At 61.7% G+C, this 16,641-nt stretch carries 17 protein-coding genes and 1 pseudogene; 3 read left to right on the top strand and 15 right to left on the bottom strand.

Going from position 1 to position 16,641, the window contains the following annotated elements; genetic code table 11:
* Positions 1 to 99 precede the first annotated feature (99 nt).
* Positions 100 to 609: a type 1 glutamine amidotransferase domain-containing protein gene (locus H7687_RS00725; RefSeq protein WP_183344081.1), complete on the bottom strand. Its 510-nt coding sequence runs from the start codon at positions 607 to 609 to the stop codon at positions 100 to 102.
* A gap of 221 nt (positions 610 to 830) precedes the next feature.
* The gene (locus H7687_RS00720; RefSeq protein ID WP_183344079.1) at positions 831 to 1,745 is read right to left on the bottom strand and encodes a helix-turn-helix domain-containing protein; all 915 of its coding nucleotides are present in this window, start codon (positions 1,743 to 1,745) and stop codon (positions 831 to 833) included.
* A gap of 176 nt (positions 1,746 to 1,921) precedes the next feature.
* Between H7687_RS00720 and H7687_RS00715 the strand changes: the two genes are divergently transcribed.
* Positions 1,922 to 2,194, top strand: a complete 273-nt coding sequence (locus H7687_RS00715; RefSeq protein WP_183344077.1) for a cytochrome c7 — start codon at positions 1,922 to 1,924, stop codon at positions 2,192 to 2,194.
* Between the two features lie 273 nt (positions 2,195 to 2,467).
* Here the strand turns inward: H7687_RS00715 and H7687_RS00710 are convergent, their stop codons facing one another.
* On the bottom strand, positions 2,468 to 3,565 hold the full coding sequence (locus H7687_RS00710) for a phosphotransacetylase family protein (protein ID WP_183344075.1): 1,098 nt from the start codon (positions 3,563 to 3,565) through the stop codon (positions 2,468 to 2,470).
* 153 nt (positions 3,566 to 3,718) lie between these two features.
* Between H7687_RS00710 and trhA the strand changes: the two genes are divergently transcribed.
* Positions 3,719 to 4,393 carry a PAQR family membrane homeostasis protein TrhA gene (gene trhA, locus H7687_RS00705; protein WP_246404482.1) on the top strand — a complete coding sequence of 225 codons (675 nt, stop codon included), beginning with the start codon at positions 3,719 to 3,721 and terminating at the stop codon, positions 4,391 to 4,393.
* Positions 4,394 to 4,405: 12 nt separating this feature from the next.
* On the opposite strand, the gene H7687_RS00700 is transcribed toward trhA, so the two are convergent.
* The 4 genes from H7687_RS00700 to H7687_RS00685 form a co-directional block, all read right to left on the bottom strand.
* Positions 4,406 to 5,803: a radical SAM/SPASM domain-containing protein gene (locus H7687_RS00700; protein WP_183344073.1), complete on the bottom strand. Its 1,398-nt coding sequence runs from the start codon at positions 5,801 to 5,803 to the stop codon at positions 4,406 to 4,408.
* Positions 5,804 to 5,828: 25 nt separating this feature from the next.
* The gene (locus tag H7687_RS00695) at positions 5,829 to 6,251 is read right to left on the bottom strand and encodes a hypothetical protein (RefSeq protein WP_183344071.1); all 423 of its coding nucleotides are present in this window, start codon (positions 6,249 to 6,251) and stop codon (positions 5,829 to 5,831) included.
* Positions 6,252 to 6,338: 87 nt separating this feature from the next.
* Positions 6,339 to 6,767 (bottom strand): hypothetical protein, encoded by a 429-nt coding sequence (locus H7687_RS00690; protein WP_183344069.1) that lies wholly within the window; start codon positions 6,765 to 6,767, stop codon positions 6,339 to 6,341.
* Between the two features lie 266 nt (positions 6,768 to 7,033).
* Positions 7,034 to 7,318 carry a cytochrome c7 gene (locus tag H7687_RS00685; protein ID WP_183344067.1) on the bottom strand — a complete coding sequence of 95 codons (285 nt, stop codon included), beginning with the start codon at positions 7,316 to 7,318 and terminating at the stop codon, positions 7,034 to 7,036.
* A 146-nt stretch (positions 7,319 to 7,464) separates the two neighbouring features.
* Here H7687_RS00685 and H7687_RS00680 point away from each other — a divergent pair, with 146 nt between their 5' ends.
* Positions 7,465 to 9,864, top strand: a complete 2,400-nt coding sequence (locus tag H7687_RS00680) for an ATP-dependent DNA helicase (RefSeq protein ID WP_183344065.1) — start codon at positions 7,465 to 7,467, stop codon at positions 9,862 to 9,864.
* On the opposite strand, the gene H7687_RS22170 is transcribed toward H7687_RS00680, so the two are convergent.
* The 8 genes and pseudogenes from H7687_RS22170 to H7687_RS00645 all read right to left on the bottom strand — a co-directional run bounded on the left by H7687_RS22170 (position 9,861) and on the right by H7687_RS00645 (position 16,637).
* On the bottom strand, positions 9,861 to 10,250 hold the full coding sequence (locus H7687_RS22170; protein ID WP_371877552.1) for a sensor histidine kinase: 390 nt from the start codon (positions 10,248 to 10,250) through the stop codon (positions 9,861 to 9,863). The genes H7687_RS00680 and H7687_RS22170 overlap by 4 nt on opposite strands.
* Before the next feature lie 408 nt (positions 10,251 to 10,658).
* Positions 10,659 to 11,051: pseudogene (locus H7687_RS22165) on the bottom strand (PAS domain-containing protein); the annotation flags it as partial.
* A gap of 655 nt (positions 11,052 to 11,706) precedes the next feature.
* Positions 11,707 to 12,894 carry an FIST signal transduction protein gene (locus tag H7687_RS00670; RefSeq protein ID WP_183344061.1) on the bottom strand — a complete coding sequence of 396 codons (1,188 nt, stop codon included), beginning with the start codon at positions 12,892 to 12,894 and terminating at the stop codon, positions 11,707 to 11,709.
* A gap of 277 nt (positions 12,895 to 13,171) precedes the next feature.
* The gene (locus H7687_RS00665) at positions 13,172 to 13,609 is read right to left on the bottom strand and encodes a rhodanese-like domain-containing protein (RefSeq protein WP_183344059.1); all 438 of its coding nucleotides are present in this window, start codon (positions 13,607 to 13,609) and stop codon (positions 13,172 to 13,174) included.
* A gap of 70 nt (positions 13,610 to 13,679) precedes the next feature.
* Entirely contained in the window at positions 13,680 to 14,423 is a 744-nt protein-coding gene (locus H7687_RS00660) for an acyl-CoA dehydratase activase (protein ID WP_183344057.1), read from the bottom strand.
* A gap of 3 nt (positions 14,424 to 14,426) precedes the next feature.
* Positions 14,427 to 15,719 (bottom strand): double-cubane-cluster-containing anaerobic reductase, encoded by a 1,293-nt coding sequence (locus H7687_RS00655; protein WP_183344055.1) that lies wholly within the window; start codon positions 15,717 to 15,719, stop codon positions 14,427 to 14,429.
* Between the two features lie 270 nt (positions 15,720 to 15,989).
* A complete protein-coding gene (locus tag H7687_RS00650) occupies positions 15,990 to 16,238 on the bottom strand; it encodes a hypothetical protein (protein ID WP_183344053.1) in 249 nt (82 codons plus the stop codon).
* Between the two features lie 147 nt (positions 16,239 to 16,385).
* The gene (locus tag H7687_RS00645) at positions 16,386 to 16,637 is read right to left on the bottom strand and encodes a GSU3529 family protein (RefSeq protein WP_183344051.1); all 252 of its coding nucleotides are present in this window, start codon (positions 16,635 to 16,637) and stop codon (positions 16,386 to 16,388) included.
* Between the last annotated feature and the right edge of the window lie 4 nt (positions 16,638 to 16,641).

The raw sequence follows: 16,641 nt of genomic DNA, 5'->3' as shown, positions 1-16,641 counted from the left end.
CAAGGGACGTTGGTGGGTTATGGCAGAGCCCTCACCCGACCTTCGGCCACCCTTCCCAGAGGGAGAGGGTGGTTGGGCGCCAAACTGCGGACTTCAAGGCTAACCTTGCGCCTTGAGCATCCTGGTCAGTTCCCGGCAGAAGGCGGGCAGATCGTCGGGTTTCCTTGAGGTGATCAGGTTGCCGTCAACCAGCACCTCGATGTCCTGGTATTGCGCCCCGGCGTCGCGCAGTTCCGGGGTCACCGACTCGTAACAGGTGGCCTTGCGCCCCTTGAGCAGCCCGGCGGAGATGAGGATCTGCGGGCCGTGACAGATGGCCGCCACCGGCTTCTCCGACGACATGAAGGCGCGAGCGATTTCCTGGACGCCCGGTATGTTGCGAATCGCGGCCGGTGCCTTCCCTCCAGGGAGCACCAGGACGGCGTAATCGGCAGGATTTATGTCTGAAAACGTCTTGTCGACCGGCACTTCATAGCCGTGCTTGCCATGAATGGTGCCGGAGTTTTCGGACGCCACCACGACGGAGAAGCCGACTTCACGAAGCCGGTAAAGGGGAACCAGCAACTCAGTATCCTCGAAGTTATCCGCGCTTAAAATCAGTGCTTTCATGATGCCTCCGCTTTTAAAAGTTAATTAGGCATGTGCCGGCCTCGGCTGCCATGCCGAAATGGCCCAAGTTTCAACGGACACAGTTTATCATGCGCCCGATAATTGGCATTGTGAAAGTAAAAAAAACTAATGATCGGTAAAGGGTGACATTTCTAACAGGGAACGGGAAACCGAGGTGGCCTGGGGGAAGGGTGAAGGGTTAAGGGGGAGGGGGAGGGCGGTTACTTCAGGACGGTGTAGCCATGCTTGGCGTCCCAGCGGTAACCCTTGCCGCTCCAGATCGCCTCGATGGTCTTCCAGTCGAGTCCAAGCCCCTTCATCTCTTCGCAGATGTAGTACGCGGGCATGATCTCGTCATCGTCGATGCGGCCGTCACCGTTGCTGTCGGCCCAGTGATAGGCGCCTATGTGGATGGAACCGTTGCCGCCGACGGCTTCGGTTCGGTTCGAGGAACCGGCGCTGTGGACGACGATCTCCCCTTTGAGCGCGGCGTCCTTGCCCGGGTTGAAGCTGGCCGGGACCTGCAGGGTGAAGGAAACGGTCACGGGCGTGCCGGCGCTGGGAACCAGCCACTTCAGCTCTGAATCGGCAGAGGAAGTGGCGGGAAGCGAGCTGACCAGCCGGGAACCTGCCGGAAGTTTTTCCCTCAGGATGAAACCGAATGGGTTGGCAGGCTGGCGCGCCACCTTGACCTGGACCGGGAATGGCTCCCCGGGAGCGGCGAAGCGCGGCGTCCAGCGGGTGGCGCTGGAGGGGACCGGGGGCTGTCGCAGCAGGAAGAAAACGAGCAGGCCGAGGAGCAGTGCGGTAACGATGGCAATAACGGGGACGATAGCGCGTTTGGCAGGGGGCGGAGCGGGCTGCGGCGAAAGCCCGTCTGCTTCGGCAGGCTCCTGGCGCAGGATCTCCTCCAGGGACACCTCGAGGGCGTCGGCCAGTTTCTGGGCGTTGTCCCGCTTGATGGAGGGGTAGCGGTTGTTCTCCCAGCGCGAGATGGTGTCCGTGGTGACCCCGACGACGTTGGCCACGTAAAGCTGGGTGAGCTTCTTGGCCTCACGGATGTTCCTGGTCCGGGTGCCGTCGATGGCGACGCTCGGCAGCGGGACCTTTTCGTTTTTGTCGTTGGCTTCCGCCATACCACGCTCTCCGGGTGGGTGAAAAGGGGGCGATCCGGGGCAGAACGGCCCGACATGGCCAGTAACGGACCCGACATCGGGTCGAATTGCTATAGATGTCGATACCGGGGCTGCAGACCAGATGCTATTTTTACCACAGTTCGGCAACAAAAAACGCGCAAGAAAAGGAGCAGACCATGAAAAAGGTAGTCGCAGCGGCGGCCCTCGTCATTTTCGGTGCAGGAGCGGCCTTCGCCGCCGACGTGATCACCCTTCCTGCCAAAAACGGCAACATCACCTTCAACCACAAGAAGCACCAGGAGGCGTTGAAGGACTGTAAGGCGTGCCACGAGAAGGGACCGGGCAAGATCGAAGGGTTCGGCAAGGACTGGGCGCACAAGACCTGCAAAGGGTGCCACAGCGACAAGGGTGCCGGCCCGACCAAGTGCTCGGAGTGCCACCAGAAGTAGTCAGCAGGACCACGCAAGCCGTTCCCATGAGGGACGGCGCAGGCGGCTCTCCAACGGAGGCCGCCTTTTTAGTTAACCCCGGAACACGGAGGACTCGGAGGTGCACAGAGGTCACAGAGGTAAATCTTTAAAGACGTTTTAGGTTTTGCCCCGCTCCGGTTTTCCCTCTGTGTCCTCCGTGAACCTCTGTGACCTCTGTGTTAATGCTTTTGCAGGTGGCGGAGCTGAAAGGAGCGTTCCGCTAAAGGGACAGGCACCTAACGGAGCCAGTCCCTACTGCGCGAACAGATCGTCAATGGCGTCAAAATTAAGCCGCTCCTCCGCCAGAGACCGGATCAGCGCGAGTTTCTCCGTGTCCTTCGCGGTCAGCTTGGAAACGTCCTCGGTGATGAGCTTGTAGAGGTCGGTGGTGGTCTGGTTGGTGCGGAAATAGGGGATGTTGCTGCGGTCGATGATGCGCTGGGTGATGCCGCTGACCGGCGCCTGGCCCGAGATGACCAAACCGGCGATCTGCTGATGGAACTCGGGCATCTGGTACAGGTTGGCCAGGGTGACCAGCAATTCGTCACGGCTGCTGGTCACCAGCAAAAGCGTGGAGTCCCGCAGCATTTCCGTGACCCGCTGCGTTGATGCCGCCCCTATCTGCACGTGGTGGATGATGCGCTTCACCTCGCGGCGGTTGCCGTGCAAGGGGAGGTCGAGCAGACGCGCCACCCTCCCCAGCGATGGATTGGCCAGCACCGGCTTGTAGTCGAAGCCGCCCAGGACCGAGAAGGGCTGTGCCGCGAAGGCGCGGGTCAGGTAGTCCAGCATGGTGTCACGCTTTTCGGTAAAAAGCTTGTTCACCAGGACACCGCGCACGTCTGCCCCCTCCAGCTTGAACAGGGCACTGTTCATGGCCAGCGTGTCGATGACGTTCCCCACGCCTCCTCCGCTCAGCATCAGGACCGGAGCGCCCAGCATCTTCGCTATCCGCGCGTTGGACAGATTCAGCACCGATCCGACACCGGGATGACCCGATCCCTCGATGATGATGAAGTCGTAGTGCTTCTCCAGTTCGGCAAAGCTGGTCATGATGCGGTCAGCCAGTTCGGGGAGGTTCAGCTTGCCGTCGATCGCCTGCCGCGAGGTCTCCGGGTACACCACGACCGGCGACATGTAGCGCAGGTCCTTGGTGAGGTCGAATACCTGGGCCATCAGGGCGGCGTCTTTGTCGACGTGGATACCGCGCAGCACGGTGGGTTTGGGCCCCAGGGGCTTCATGAACCCGACCCGCCCGTATTTCTTCTGGGCGAGGTGCAGCAGTGAAACGCTGATGGTCGTCTTACCGATGTTCTGACCCGAAGCCGCGACGAAAATCTTCCTGGCCAAGGCTGCCTCCGCTATAGCTCATTAGCATAGTGTAAACGCGATGCTCATGATGGTATCGAAGGGGCGGCTTGTCAAGCTGAAAGGGGAGGCCGGACCGTTGCGGGACAGGAAAAGTCGGGGTATCTTAGGCAGGTGCTAATGTTTGGAGGCGCCATGGCCATGGATGACGACGATCTCAGTAAGCGGCTGTTTCATTACAGCGAGGCGGAAGAGCTGGCCAACCGTTGGACCCACGGCGTGGGGCTCATGCTCAGCGCGGCAGGGGCGGCTGCCCTGATCAGCCTGGCACTTCGCATCGGCGAGATGGCACGCATCGTCTCCGCCTCCGTCTATGCCGGCGCCATGCTGCTCTTCTACGCCGTCTCCACCATCTACCACAGCGTGAGAAGGCCGCGCGTGCGCTACCTGTTCCGTATCCTCGACCACGCCTGCGTCTATTTCATGATCGCCGGCACCTACACCCCCTTTGCCATGGTGACCCTGCGCGGGGCGTGGGGGTACTGGCTGCTGATCACGGTATGGGGGTTGGGCACCGTCGGCGCCTTCATGAAGCTCTACACCACGCACCGGCTTCCCTACCTCGGGCCTGCACTCTACCTGGGACTTGGCTGGCTGGTGCTGGTGGTCATCAAGCCGCTGGCCGCATCCCTCGCGCTCAACGGGCTACTGCTGCTCTTTGCCGGCGGCGCAGCCTACACCCTCGGCGTCCTCTTCTACCTCTGGGACCGCCTTCCTTACAACCACGCCATCTGGCACGTTTTCGTGCTGGTCGGCAGTGCCTTCCATTTCCTGGCCATCTTCTGGTACGTGACCCCCGGCGGGCGGTAACAGTTCCGCAATCTACCGGTCCAGGTGCCACGGACACTTGGTGAGCATCTGCGTGAGAGCGTAGAAAAAGACCTCGGCGCGCCCCTGCATGTTTCGACAGTATTCCGGGTGCGGCTGCCGGGCGTGCCCCGTCATGTCGTAATGGGTGGCGTAGCAGCCACCGGCGCAGTCGTAGCGCAACCAGCAGTCATGGCAGGGGAACTGGCTGTCCACCTCGAATCCCTCCAGGGCATGGTGCAGGGACAGGGGGGCATCTGCGGTGCGCCCCATGATGAAGTCGGCACGTTCCACGAATGCGATGCAGGGAAAGACCTCGCCGTGGCTGTTGATGGCCAGGGTGTTGGTGCCGGCTCCGCAGGGGCGGGTGAAGCGGCTGGCGCGCCTGATCCTGTTGATGCTGTCCAAAAGGTTTGAGACGAAGGGAATGTCGCGGGTGCACTTGTAGCTGGCGATGTATTCGATGTAGTAATCCACGAACTCCTGGAGTTCGGCCAGCTGCCGCTGCGGGGGCACGATCAGCTTTTCGTAGATGGGGTTTTGGTGGTATCCCGGTTCGTGGCAGTACTCGAGCTGTATCCGGCCCACGCCCAGGGTGGTGAGGTGGCGGAAGGTCTCCAGGTAGCTGTCGGAAAAGGTCGTCAGCGTCGCCCGGATGCCGAGTACTTTCTGGTTGGGGAAGGTCCTGATGTTGGTGACGATCTGCTGCCAGGTTTCCTCGCCGTACTTCCCGGGGCGCTGCAGGTCGTGGATGCGCTGGCTGCCGTCCAGGCTGACCCCGACCTGGGTGAAGTAGCGGGCCAGGAACTGCGCGGCATGTCCTTGCAGCAGGGTGCCGTTGGTATCCAGGGTCAGGAAGAAATTTTTGCCCAGGCGGGCCTCGTGTTTGAGTAGTTCCCGGGTGATCTGCTGCAAAACCGGAAAATCGAGCAGAGGCTCGCCGCCGTAGAAGTTTATGAAGATCTTTTCCGCGCTGGAGCGCTCCACCAGTGAAACGATGAGTTCGGTGGCGCGGCGGGCGGTTCGCCACCCCATGACGTGCCCGGGCTTGCCGAAGGTGCCGCCACGGTTCCAGCAGTAACAGCACGCCATGTTGCAGGTCTGGGCGAGGTAGATGGAAAAGGTCTGGTAGCTGTTCCCGCCGGTGGGGTTCTCCTGCTGGTAGGGGGCGGGGAGCGGGACGGCGCGCTCCCGGTTGAAGAGGTCGATCAGTTCGCCGTAGAGCGCGGTCTCCTCAGGACCAAGCTGCTGTTGCGGCGCCGTTTCCGGGACCGGCAGTTCCGCACCGGGCCTGGCAGGAATAAACTCCTGCAGCAGCCGAACCGCCAGCGGGCTGACCTGGTACAGCCTGGCGGAACGGCTGAAAAACAGGAAGTGCTGCCCTCCCTGGTCGAAGGTATGGAAGTTGCTCATGACCGTTCTCCGGCTGGGGCGCTGGTCACAACCTTTCGCTGTAGACCAGCAAACCTGTCGGCACCATCCGGACCGAATATTTCCGGTCCAGATCGATGATGAACCAGACTCTCCCGGACTGCTGCACGGTGATCCTGGCGGTCGGGGAGAGGGCCGAGCCGTGGGAGTCGAACTGCTGCCGCACCGCCTGCGGGATCTCCCCTTGGTCCAGTTCTCCGGCGTGCTCCAGCGGCAGTGAAAATGCGTACATGTCGTTGGTGGGCAGGGTCATGCAGACGTTGTTGTAGGCCCTGAAGTTCTCCATCTGCTGGGAGGTGATGCAACTGGCGACGATCTGGTCCGGCGACCAGGATTGTGCGCGTCGGGCTGCCGGGTCACCATCCCCTTCGGACACGAGTTTCAGGTGCCTGCTGCCACCGTTGTCCCCCTCAATCTTTTCCTCGGCCATCGCTCTCTCCTTTCACTGGATAACATCCGGCGCATGCGGAGCTGCTGCCACCGCTACCGGTAATCAGGCGATTCTTTGTGACCGGGTTCACCGCTGCTCAGCGTAGATCGCGATGCGGCCCCCTAGCAATCTGACCGAGTAGGAGCAGGTTTCATCGCCGACCTGCCATAGCCTGCCGTGGTCCCTGACCAGGACCGCGGCTGCCGGCCCCAAAGGGAGCTGCAACAGCTGCAGGCGTTGCAGCAGCAACGAGGGGAGGACCGCGCGGTCGAGCTCCTCGGCATACTCCGCCGGAAGGGTGCAGACCGGGCTTTCCGGCAGCACCTGGCCCGGCGCGCCGGCGGACGGGTACACCGTGTGCTGTGCTTCCGTTGTGCAGCACTGGGTGGCCTGGATGGAGTCGATGCAGACCAGCTCCGGGCTCCTCGGGTGCGCGCTTCCCCCTTCGGAGATGAGCCTGATATGGGAGGTGCTGACGGATTCGTGGTGATGCAGGTCGTGGAAAGGGTCCCTCATGAGTGAATCTCCTCTGCCTCAACCTTTAATGTGAGTGCTTGGCTGCCCGGTGCGTGCCGCTTCGTTACTGCAGAGCCATGTCAGGGCGAGGAGTTGTCCGCCGACACATGATGAGCGGGGCCGGGCGCGCGATTTCATTATCTCGGGAAATTAAAGAATGTCAATGTTTGGGGCGGGCTTCTAATTGATTTTTTGGGGGAAGGTGTGGCATGAAAAAGGCGGAGGCCGTGGCCCCCGCCGGGGTGCTGATCGGGCGGGAAAGAGTGCTACTTCTTATGACATTCGTTGCACTTGGTGGGGCCTTTGCCCTTGTCGGTGTGGCACCCCTTGCAGGTCTTGTGGGCCCAGTCCTTGCCAAGATCGGCGATCTTGCCTCCCTTGTCGGTTTCGTGGCAGTTGGTGCACTTCATCTCCGTCATGTCCTTGTGCTTCTTGTGCGGGAAGGTCACGTTGCCGTTCTTGGCCGGGAGCACCACCACGGTTTCGTCAGCGGCATAGGCCAGTCCGGCACAGAAAAGGGTCAGGACGGCGGCTGCAATGGCTCTTCTCATGTTTTCGTCTCCTTTGGGCATGTAATTAGAGAATACGCTGAAGAGGATACCCGCTCCGCCAGGTATTGCAACGTCCTGCGGATTCTTAACTTGACAAAAGACGAGGTGTCATTAGAAAGTGGCGGAGAATCAAGGGACTGCAGCGCATGAAACCAGCCAAAGACATCATTAACATACCCGTGGGGTACTTCGCTCTCCCCGTGCCGCGCACCGGCAGTATCGAGCCCCGTTCGGGTTACGACCGCTCCACCAGCGACGGCCAGGAGATCCACCAGAGGGTGCAGCGGAAACGGGCGCAGGACGACCCGACCTACCAGGCCGAGGTGCCGGTGGGACGCCTTATCGAGCGCGGCGGCTTCCGCTTTCAGATCAACGGGCGCATGGACGGCGTGTCCGGCCGCGACGTCCCCTGCATCGAGGAGATCAAGAGCTGCTTCAACCTCTGGGACCTGAAGCGGCGCCTGAGCGGTGGTTCGCTCGAGGAACCGTACTGCCTGCAGCAGTGCACCTACGGCTATTTTCACTGGCTGGAGCACGGCGTGGTGCCCAGGCTCACCTTCCACCTGGTCTCGTCACGTAACGGGCAGTCGGCGGAGCTGGAGATCCGGCTCGACCTGGAGCAGTACCAGCAGTGGCTGGAGGCCCGGCTGGATGAACTGGTCCGGGAGGCGGTCCTGGCAGCGAAGAGGGCGCAGCGCAGGCGCAAGGTGGCGGCAACCTTCCCGTTCCCCTTTGACAAGCCGCGACCCGGCCAGGTGGAACTGATGCAGGAGGTCGAGCTGGGGATGGCGTTGGGACGGCGCATGCTGATCCAGGCGCCGACCGGGCTGGGCAAGACGGTGGGTGTCCTGCACCCGGTGCTCAGGGAGGCGCTCGCACGGGGGCAGGCGGTCTGTTACGTGACGCCGAAGAACAGCCAGCACGAGGTCGCCGAGGACGCGGTGCACAGGTTCCGCGAGGCGGGATCGAAGCTGCGCTCCCTCACCATCACCGCGAAGAGCAAGATCTGCTTCAAGGAGGAGCCGATCTGCACCCCGGAGTACTGCGAGTACGCCCGCGACTACTACGCGAAGGTGGCGCGCCACGGGCTGGCGGAACTGCTGGAGAAGAAAAGGAGCCTGAAAAGCCGCACCTTTCGGCAGTTCGGCGAGGCGTACCAGGTCTGTCCCTTCGAGCTGCAGATAGATTGCGCCAAGCTGGCCGACGTGGTCATCTGCGATTACAACTACGTCTTCGCGCCGCGCTCCGCGCTGGGGCGTGCGGCAGGGCTCCCGGTGGACCAGGTGGGCAAGCCGAACCTGGTGATAGACGAGGCGCACAACCTCCCCTCCCGGGCCATGGAATACTACTCCCCGCGGTTGTCCAGCACGGTCCTTGAGGGGATGCGCGAGGACCTGGACGGGGTGCCGCTGTCGTTTCGGCGCGAGGCGGCGGCCCTGTTGGATGAGTGCGTGGCGGCGGTGCTCTCCTGCCGCCGCGGTGAGGGTGCCAAAGCGGCGCGCATCGAACCGCCGCTGGCGCCGTTTCTGGACCTGGAGGGGCGGCTGCGCGCCCTACTGTCCCGCTACCTGGAGGCGGACGTGGAGATCCGGCAGGAGGACCCCGTCCTGCGCCTGTGCTACTACTGGTCGGAGTTCACCGAGACGCTGGAATTCGCGGTGCGCTCGGAGCGCCAGGAGTTCTTCACCTCGTACCAGCCCCACGGCGGCGGTGGCAGCGTCAAGGTGACCTGCTGCGACGCCTCCGAACTGATCCGGGAGCGCTACGCCGAGTACCAGCAGGTGGTCGGTTTCTCCGCGACCCTGAAGCCCATGGAGTACTACGCCAAGCTCTCCGGCCTCGACCCGGACCAGGTGCGCTGGTCCGAGTTCCAAAGCCCGTTCCCCCCGGAGCGGCGCAAGCTTTTGATCATCCCGCAGGTTTCCACCCGCTACGCGCAGCGCGAGCGCAACTACGGCCGCATCGCAGACGCCCTGGCCCGCATCGTCGCACTCAGGCGCGGCAACTACCTGGCCTTCTTCCCCAGTTTCACCTTCCTGGAACGGGTCGGCGAGCTGTTCCGGGCGCCGGAGGGGTTCGAGGTGCTCCGGCAGGAGCGCAACATGAAGGGGGCGCGGACGGCCGAGTTCCTGGAGCAGCTCCGGTCCGGGCAGGTGCCCACGGTGGTCCTCGCGGTGCAGGGGGGATCGCTCTCCGAAGGGGTGGACTACGCGGGGGACATGGTCATCGGCGCCTTCGTGGTCGGGCCGCCGCTCCCCAACTACGACCTGGAACGCGAGGAGATGCGGGCGTACTACCAGCGCCATTACGGCAAGGGGTTCGAGTACGCCTACACCATTCCCGCCATGTCCAAGGCGATCCAGTCGGCGGGGCGGGTGATCCGCTCGGAAACGGACCGGGGGGTGATCGTGCTCATGGATGACCGCTTCCTCGAGGAGGGGTACAGCAGCGCCATGCCGGGTGACTGGTTCGAGCGTGAAGCAACCGAGCTGGTATCGAAGGGGATATTGAAGGAGATAGGTGAGTTTTGGGGCAGTACGGACTAGCTGTTGCTGACCTCGATGCGGAACTCCGCACCGGTTCCGGTGTTGCGCGCGGTAAGCAACCCTTTCATGCTTTTTTCAATGATGGTTTTGCACATGAAAAGACCGATGCCGGTCCCCTGCTCGGGGCCCTTGGTGGTGAAATAGGGCTCGAAGATCCTGCCGATGATCTCGTCGGGTATGCCTCCGGCGTTGTCGGAGATGGTCACCACGGTCCTGTCCCCCTCGCTGAACATGCTGATGGAGATGAGGGGGGCCGCCGGGGCCTTGGCTACCAAGGCATCACGGGCATTCATCAGGATGTTCAGCAGAACCTGGACGAATTCGCTCAGGTAACCGCTGATCACCGGCTCGCCGCTGACCGAGAGCTCGCTGTGGATGCCGTGCATGCCGAAGCTCCCTTCCAGCAGTGACAGCGCTTTTTCCATCGGCTCTCTGGCCCGGAACTTCTGGATGCGTTGGTCGGGCCTGAAGAAGTACCTGAAGTCGTCGATGGTCCTGGACATCTTCTCGATGATCTCCATGGTCCTGCCGATGTTGCCGTCGATGTGCTCGGCGGTGAGGCCCTGGGTCCTGTTAGTCAGCTGCAGGTCCTGGGCAAGCAGGGCCAGCATGTTGAGCGGTTGCCGCCACTGGTGGGCGATGTTGCTGAGCATCTCTCCCAGAACCGCCTGGCGCCCCTGCATGATCAGCATCTTGTCTTTCTGACGCAGCTCATCCACGGCCTCAATGACCCGCTGTTCCAGCGCCTCGCTCAACTCCCGGTACGCCCGTTCGCTATCCCTGAGCGCATCCTCAGCCTCCTTGCGCTTGGTGATCTCCTCGACCATTCCCTCCAGAAAGGCGATCTTGCCGTCGCTGCCGCGCACTATACGGATGCTCATGGAGACCCACATCGTGCTGCCATCCTTGCGGGACATCTCCGTCTCGAATCCGTCCACTCTGCCAGAGGCCTGCAGCTGCCGCATCAATTCGTCGTAGTAAAGCGGGTCGACGTAGACTTGGCTTCGGATATCGGTCACCTCTGTCATCAGCTCTGCCGGGGAAACATAGCCCAGCATGTGGGCCAGGGCGGGATTGGCACTCAGGTATCTGCCTTCGGGCGTTCTTTGAAAGATCCCCTCGGCGGCGTTTTCGAAGATGCTGCGGTACCTTGCCTCGGCGAGCCGTTCCTGTTCCCGGGCCTCCATGAGCTGCTCGAAATAGACCTGATTCTCCAGCAGGGAGGAGACCAAGCCGGCCAGGTTGCCCATGCTGAGCAACGCACGCGGCGTCGCTTCCACTTTTCGGTAAAATGGGGAGTTTTCGGCGGAGTTACCTGCCACCAGTACTGCGTGGGGAACGGTGCCGTAGCCCAGGGGATAGGCGTAGAACTCGTTCAGATGCAGGGTCGAGCGCCAGTCCGATGCCCAGGGTTCCCGCGTCAGCGCGGTGCAGCAGACGTACTCCTTGTCGGCGCTGATGAGCGGGAGGTGGGCGTCGTCGAAACTGAGTCGGGAGATCTCTTCCTTCTCGGCGGGATCATAATAGCCATCGAAAGAGCAGACCGCATAGCGTCCGGAGGGGCAGCGACGAAAGACGATAGCCCTCTCGTATTCCAACTGCTGTATCACGTACTCAACGGTTGCGCGGGACAGGTATTCCACGTCGTAGCTACCGCTAAGGTTGCGGCTGAATTCGTAAAGAGCCTTGTATTCCTTGAGCTGCTGGTCGAGCTCCTGCTGAAAATCGTACAGCTTTCCCTCCGCCTTGATCAGCCGTTTTACCTGCTGGGCGAGGACGTCCTTCTCCTGGCGAAGCTTTTCAAGCTGCTGGTCGCAGTCCATGCTGCCCCCTGCGAAGAGGTTAGTAGACGGCCATCACGATAGCGGTGAAATTGTGTATGCAGTTATGTTCGGAAACGGGACCGATCTCGCCGTAGGAATAAAAGCCGATCCAGGGGATGTCCGCCCCGATCTCCTCCTGCAGATACTGCAGCAGGTGGAGCTTTTCCTGCTCCTGGTATACGGCCTTGCCGCGCCCCATGCACTCGAAATGAAGCACCAACTTGGGCCGGTTCGACCCAAGCCGGGCCCGGACCTGTCGCACGATCTCCTGCAGGCCGTCGTACATCAACTCCTTGTCGCGGCGCATGATCCACAGTTCCGTCCCTTCGGCAACGTCCGACTGGATGGTTACGCACCCCTCGACGTCATCTTTGTCCATCATGTAGCGGATGAGGAAGTCGCCATACTCCTGCTTCAGGTATTCCGGTGTCCTGAAACCCAGGCACAGGTTCAGCGTTATTTTGTTCCACTGGTCCCGCGGATTTTCTACATATTCCTCCAATGCGTCCAGCGCGGGGACCCCATCTATCCCGCAGATGACGTTTCCCTTGCTACGAGTGATGGTGTGCTGGGTGCCGACGGGAACACAACCATGATTGACGCCCCAGGCGACTTTGCCACTACCGGAAAGGAGAACGCAGGAAACGCTTTGAGAAAAGACTCGGCCGTTGTGGTACTGGAAGGTCTTGCCGGCGGTCCAGTTGTCGGCCGAGAGGCCGCCGAACAGGGGTAGGGGGCGTGCCAGCTGCAGTGCCCTTTCAAAGCCCTCCTTGAAAGGGTCGAAGTCAAAAACCAGGCCATCTGCAAATAGAAGACAGGCGAAGGTCTGGTCCGACAGGAGGGGACGCACCTGTTCGGCCAGCCGCTCGCCCGCCCTTTCGAAGCCAAGGCCCAGCTCCGTCTCCACCAGGGCGGTAAAGCGGAGCTCATCGGAGGCAATGGCCATGACGCAGACGCCGAAATTGCTTTCGGAGGCGAAGCCCCGCACGATGATACCCTCGCCGGTGCATCCGCTCAAAGCTGGGTTGTGCGTAGCGGCGCAAACCGCATCCAACAGCAGTTGCTGTTGGTAACCTATCGTGGCAAAGAGAAACACGAAATCCGGCTGCTCCATGCCTCCCTGCTGCAGGGCCTGCTGCACGGCTTGCCGGCCGGCGTCTGCCGGGTTTTTCAAAAGGCTGTACCCTACCCCGACGGAAGTCCCCATGATGATCACCTGTCAAGTGGATGAACTTTCCAAATTTGGACCCGCTAATTATAGCAGGGGGCACATTTAAAAAACGGAACAGGGACAGGGATTTTTTGGAAGCGGCTGGCATGTTTTTTCCGGACAGCGTGCTCTGTTTTTACTCAGAGGCTGACCAGAGGCGGGAGGGGAAGGGACTGGCTCGGTTCAGGTGCCTGTCCCTCTAGCGGAACGCTCCATTCTGCCCAAACACCACAAGGGGACAGGCACCTGGCGGAGCCAGTCCCCCCTTTACAGTTTATTTCCCCTGCGCCACCAGTTCGCGATACGGCCACCCCTGCATGCCGTCCTCGAGGATCAAGAGGCGGGCTTCGGCGATCCCCTTTCCCTTCAGGTAGTCGTAGGTGTTCTTGGCGCCGCCGCCACCGCGCGGGCAGACGATGACGATCTCCTCACGGGAAGCGGTCAGCTGCGGCAATACCCGGTCCAGCTTCTGCTTGTCCTCGGGGGACTTGACCGGGAAGGCGTTGGTCTGCACCGCGCCCTTGAAGTGGTGCTGCTGGTATTCCGCGGGGACCTGGATGTCCACGATCTGCACCTTCTTGCCGGTCTCCAGCCACTTTTTGAAGTCGGCAGGGGCCACGTAGCGGTAGTTGCCGCCCAAAATGCCGGCAAAGGCTGCCGTTGCGGCCAGGGTGATTGCAACTGCCAAGGTAAGGGCCACGATTCTTCTCATCTTTTTCTTCTCCTGTTTTGCTTTGTGTATCGGGCCACGCGAGCCCGGGTTGTCATGTTTTCCGTCATCCTCAGGAGCAGCCGGCATGCAGGGCCGCGCCGAGCGCCCCTACTACGGAAGGGTCCTCCGGGACCAGCACCGGTACCCCCAGTGCCTTCTCCAGCATCGCTACCAGCGTCTTGTTGTTGGCCACGCCGCCGGTAAACACCAGGTGCTGACAGTCGCAGGTCTTCTGCACCATGGCCGCCAGCCGCGAAGCGACGGCAAGGTGCACCGAACGGGCAATCTCATTGGGAGCAACGCCCCTGTTCTTCAATGACACCACCTCGGACTCGGCGAAGACCGCACACATGCTGTTGATGGCCGTGCTGGCCTGGGCTTCGGCCGCGGCCAAGCCGAACTGCTTCAGGTCGTAGCCAAGGGACAGCGCCATCATCTCCAGGAAACGCCCGGTGCCCGCGGCGCACTTGTCGTTCATCTGGAAGCTGACGATGCGGCCGTTCTCGCTCAACTGGATCACCTTGCTGTCCTGGCCGCCGACGTCGAGCACGGCGCGGCAGTGGGGGAACAGGTGCCGCGCCCCCAGGGCGTGCGCCTTGATCTCGGTGATGATGTCGAGATCGGCGTGCTGCTGCATCAAGTGGCGGCCGTAGCCGGTGGCCACCACCCGCGCCTGCGGGTGATCATTCAGCAGCTGCAGGGCCTGGCGGTGCGGCTCGAAGCCGCTCTCCACGACGCGGCGCTGCAGCATCTCTCCACCTTTGAGAGCCACGGTCTTGATGGTGCGCGAGCCAAGATCGATACCTACCTGCATGAGCTACCCCCTGATCTGCTCCAGGAACGCCTCGACACGGGTCTGCAACTGCCCGACGTCGTCCGGAGCATAGTCGGTCTCGATGGACATGAAGGGAATGCCGCGCGCCTCGCAGGCTTCCCTCAGCTTCACCGCCTCGATGTTGTAGGTATGGCAGAACTGGAGGCAGTAATCGATGATCCCCTCGGCGCCGGAGGCCTCGTATTCCTTGAGCACCTGCGCGATGCGGTCGTCGTTGGGGGTGAAGCAGGAACAGTCGATCTTCATGTAGCGCTCGGTGAGCCGTTCCAACTGCTGCTCGAGGTCCGTGGAACCCTCGTCGATCAGGTCCTTGTAGTAGCGTGTGCCGATACAACTCTCCTCGTTGACCACGATGGCCCCGGCGGACTCGATGATGAAGTGCAGTTTCCAGTTGGGGAGCGCCATCGGGGTCCCCGAGACCATGACGCGCGGGGTCGACGCCGGCGCAACCGAAACCCCGTTGCCGATGCGCTGTTCCAACTCGTCGCACAGCGCGTGCACCTTCTGTGCGAAGCGCACCGGCTCGTCGTAGAACGCGATCTGTTCGATGAGCAGCATGTCCCTGCCGCTGATGGGGGACGGGTTGTGGTGCCGCAGGGCGTTCAGGCGCTGCAGGGCGAAGCGCTTGGCGTTGATGGTCTTGATCCCCGCGGCGACGGCATCGAAATCGGCGACGGTGTCGGTGATCCGTTCCACGGCGGCCTTGAAATCCTTCACCTCGTCCAGCCAGAGCCACTTGTCACGCTCCCGCTTCATCTGCGGGATCTCCATGACGTGGGTCGGGACGTAGCGGTCCAGGAGCTCCCAGGTCTTTTTCTTGGCGTCGCAGGTGGTTTCGCCGTAGACCAGGTCGACCACCTGGAAGTAGGGGCAGATTTTCCCCACCTTGAATCCGAAGGCGGACTTGACCATGGGACAGATGTTGCGCGGCAGGATTTTCTCGGCGTCCGCGATGGAGCCTTGGGCGCCGCCGCAAAGCCCGATGCAGATGCCGCCGGCGGCCACCACCAGCTCTTCCGGGACATAGACGCAGAAGGTGCCGATCACCGGCTTTCCTCCCTTTTTGGCGTCGTAGATCTCCCGGATGCGCCCGGTGTGGATGTTGGCGACCATGTCGTCGAAGTACGACATCCTTTCAGGGCGGTTGTGCTGCGACAGGAAGATGTTCTTGTAGGCGTTGGTCAGCATGGGGGGCATGCCCGAGAAGCGGGCGACGTCCATGCCGAGTTCTTCCCACAGCTCCGGGTCCGAATGCACCTGAAAAGCGTCGTTCATAACAGATCCCTCCACCGAAGATAAAATTATGAGGATTTTTATATGTAAGTAGAAAATAAGTCAAACCGATTGTTTCGATAAAACTGTGCGATGTGATCGGTAATTGCGATAGGTTGGAGCCGCGGCGGTCACAACTGTTGACACCTTCCCCCACCCCCTAACCCCCTCCCGCAAGGGGAGGGGGGACCAAGGCAACGGCCCCCGGGATGGGTGATGAACAAAAAAAAAGCCCCCGCGGGGCGGGGGCTTCTGGGGGGTGAACCGGCTCAGCTACGGCTCTTTCCGGTCTGGTTCCAGTTTGTTCAACATGCAGCGCTTGACCTTGCTGATGGCCTCATGGTCGCTGGGGTTGAGGTCGAAGGGGAGGTACTCTCCTCCGCCCTTCTTGAAGATCTGGTACCTGTTGCAGCTTTCGTAGTCACCAAAGCAGAGTTTGCTTTGAATATATTCGGCAGCCTTGGGCAGTTCCTTCATGTTGTCTTTGAAAAACTGGCAGCACTCGACGAGTTCACACGCCATGTAGCACCTCGCAATATATCCTTATCCACGGTAGCCGAATCCCCTGTCCGCTATGCAGCTACTGCAAATCCCCGCCTAATCCCCCTTCGCAAAGGGGGGACCTAACGTCGGGGGGCCGGCGCCGGATTGCTGCCGGGCACAGGGTCGCTAGTGGCCGCGCAGACGGTTCAGCGTACCTTCTATGGTGGCGGCGCTCACGGAGTCGCCGAAGCAGCCCGCCCCGGCATAGCTGTCAAACTCCTCCACCTGGCGCAGGAGCAGCCCGAGCAGTTCGGTCCTCCCCTCCGTAAGGGAGGGGGCTGCGCAGAGAGCGAGGATGTCCTCGACCAGCCAGGCGGGAAGACCGACAGCGTCATGCTGGCTTCTTGCTGTTTCGCGAAGTTGGTCCAGCAGCCCCATAGCA

This window comes from Geomonas paludis (assembly GCF_014193585.1).
Taxonomy (GTDB): domain Bacteria; phylum Desulfobacterota; class Desulfuromonadia; order Geobacterales; family Geobacteraceae; genus Geomonas; species Geomonas paludis.
The sequence above is the reverse complement of the archived record's forward strand: the minus strand, read 5'-3'. Positions and strand labels throughout refer to the sequence as shown.

Coding starts and splice junctions, on each gene's coding strand:
- H7687_RS00665 (WP_183344059.1), bottom strand. CDS start 13,609: ATGAGAAGAATCGTGGCCCTTACCTTGGCAGTTGCAATCACCCTGGCC.
- H7687_RS00690 (WP_183344069.1), bottom strand. CDS start 6,767: ATGAGGGACCCTTTCCACGACCTGCATCACCACGAATCCGTCAGCACC.
- H7687_RS00660 (WP_183344057.1), bottom strand. CDS start 14,423: ATGCAGGTAGGTATCGATCTTGGCTCGCGCACCATCAAGACCGTGGCT.
- H7687_RS00680 (WP_183344065.1), top strand. CDS start 7,465: ATGAAACCAGCCAAAGACATCATTAACATACCCGTGGGGTACTTCGCT.
- H7687_RS00645 (WP_183344051.1), bottom strand. CDS start 16,637: ATGGGGCTGCTGGACCAACTTCGCGAAACAGCAAGAAGCCAGCATGAC.
- H7687_RS22170 (WP_371877552.1), bottom strand. CDS start 10,250: ATGCACGGCATCCACAGCGAGCTCTCGGTCAGCGGCGAGCCGGTGATC.
- H7687_RS00700 (WP_183344073.1), bottom strand. CDS start 5,803: ATGAGCAACTTCCATACCTTCGACCAGGGAGGGCAGCACTTCCTGTTT.
- H7687_RS00685 (WP_183344067.1), bottom strand. CDS start 7,318: ATGAGAAGAGCCATTGCAGCCGCCGTCCTGACCCTTTTCTGTGCCGGA.
- H7687_RS00720 (WP_183344079.1), bottom strand. CDS start 1,745: ATGGCGGAAGCCAACGACAAAAACGAAAAGGTCCCGCTGCCGAGCGTC.
- H7687_RS00670 (WP_183344061.1), bottom strand. CDS start 12,894: ATGGGGACTTCCGTCGGGGTAGGGTACAGCCTTTTGAAAAACCCGGCA.
- trhA (WP_246404482.1), top strand. CDS start 3,719: ATGGCCATGGATGACGACGATCTCAGTAAGCGGCTGTTTCATTACAGC.
- H7687_RS00655 (WP_183344055.1), bottom strand. CDS start 15,719: ATGAACGACGCTTTTCAGGTGCATTCGGACCCGGAGCTGTGGGAAGAA.
- H7687_RS00650 (WP_183344053.1), bottom strand. CDS start 16,238: ATGGCGTGTGAACTCGTCGAGTGCTGCCAGTTTTTCAAAGACAACATG.
- H7687_RS00715 (WP_183344077.1), top strand. CDS start 1,922: ATGAAAAAGGTAGTCGCAGCGGCGGCCCTCGTCATTTTCGGTGCAGGA.
- H7687_RS00695 (WP_183344071.1), bottom strand. CDS start 6,251: ATGGCCGAGGAAAAGATTGAGGGGGACAACGGTGGCAGCAGGCACCTG.
- H7687_RS00725 (WP_183344081.1), bottom strand. CDS start 609: ATGAAAGCACTGATTTTAAGCGCGGATAACTTCGAGGATACTGAGTTG.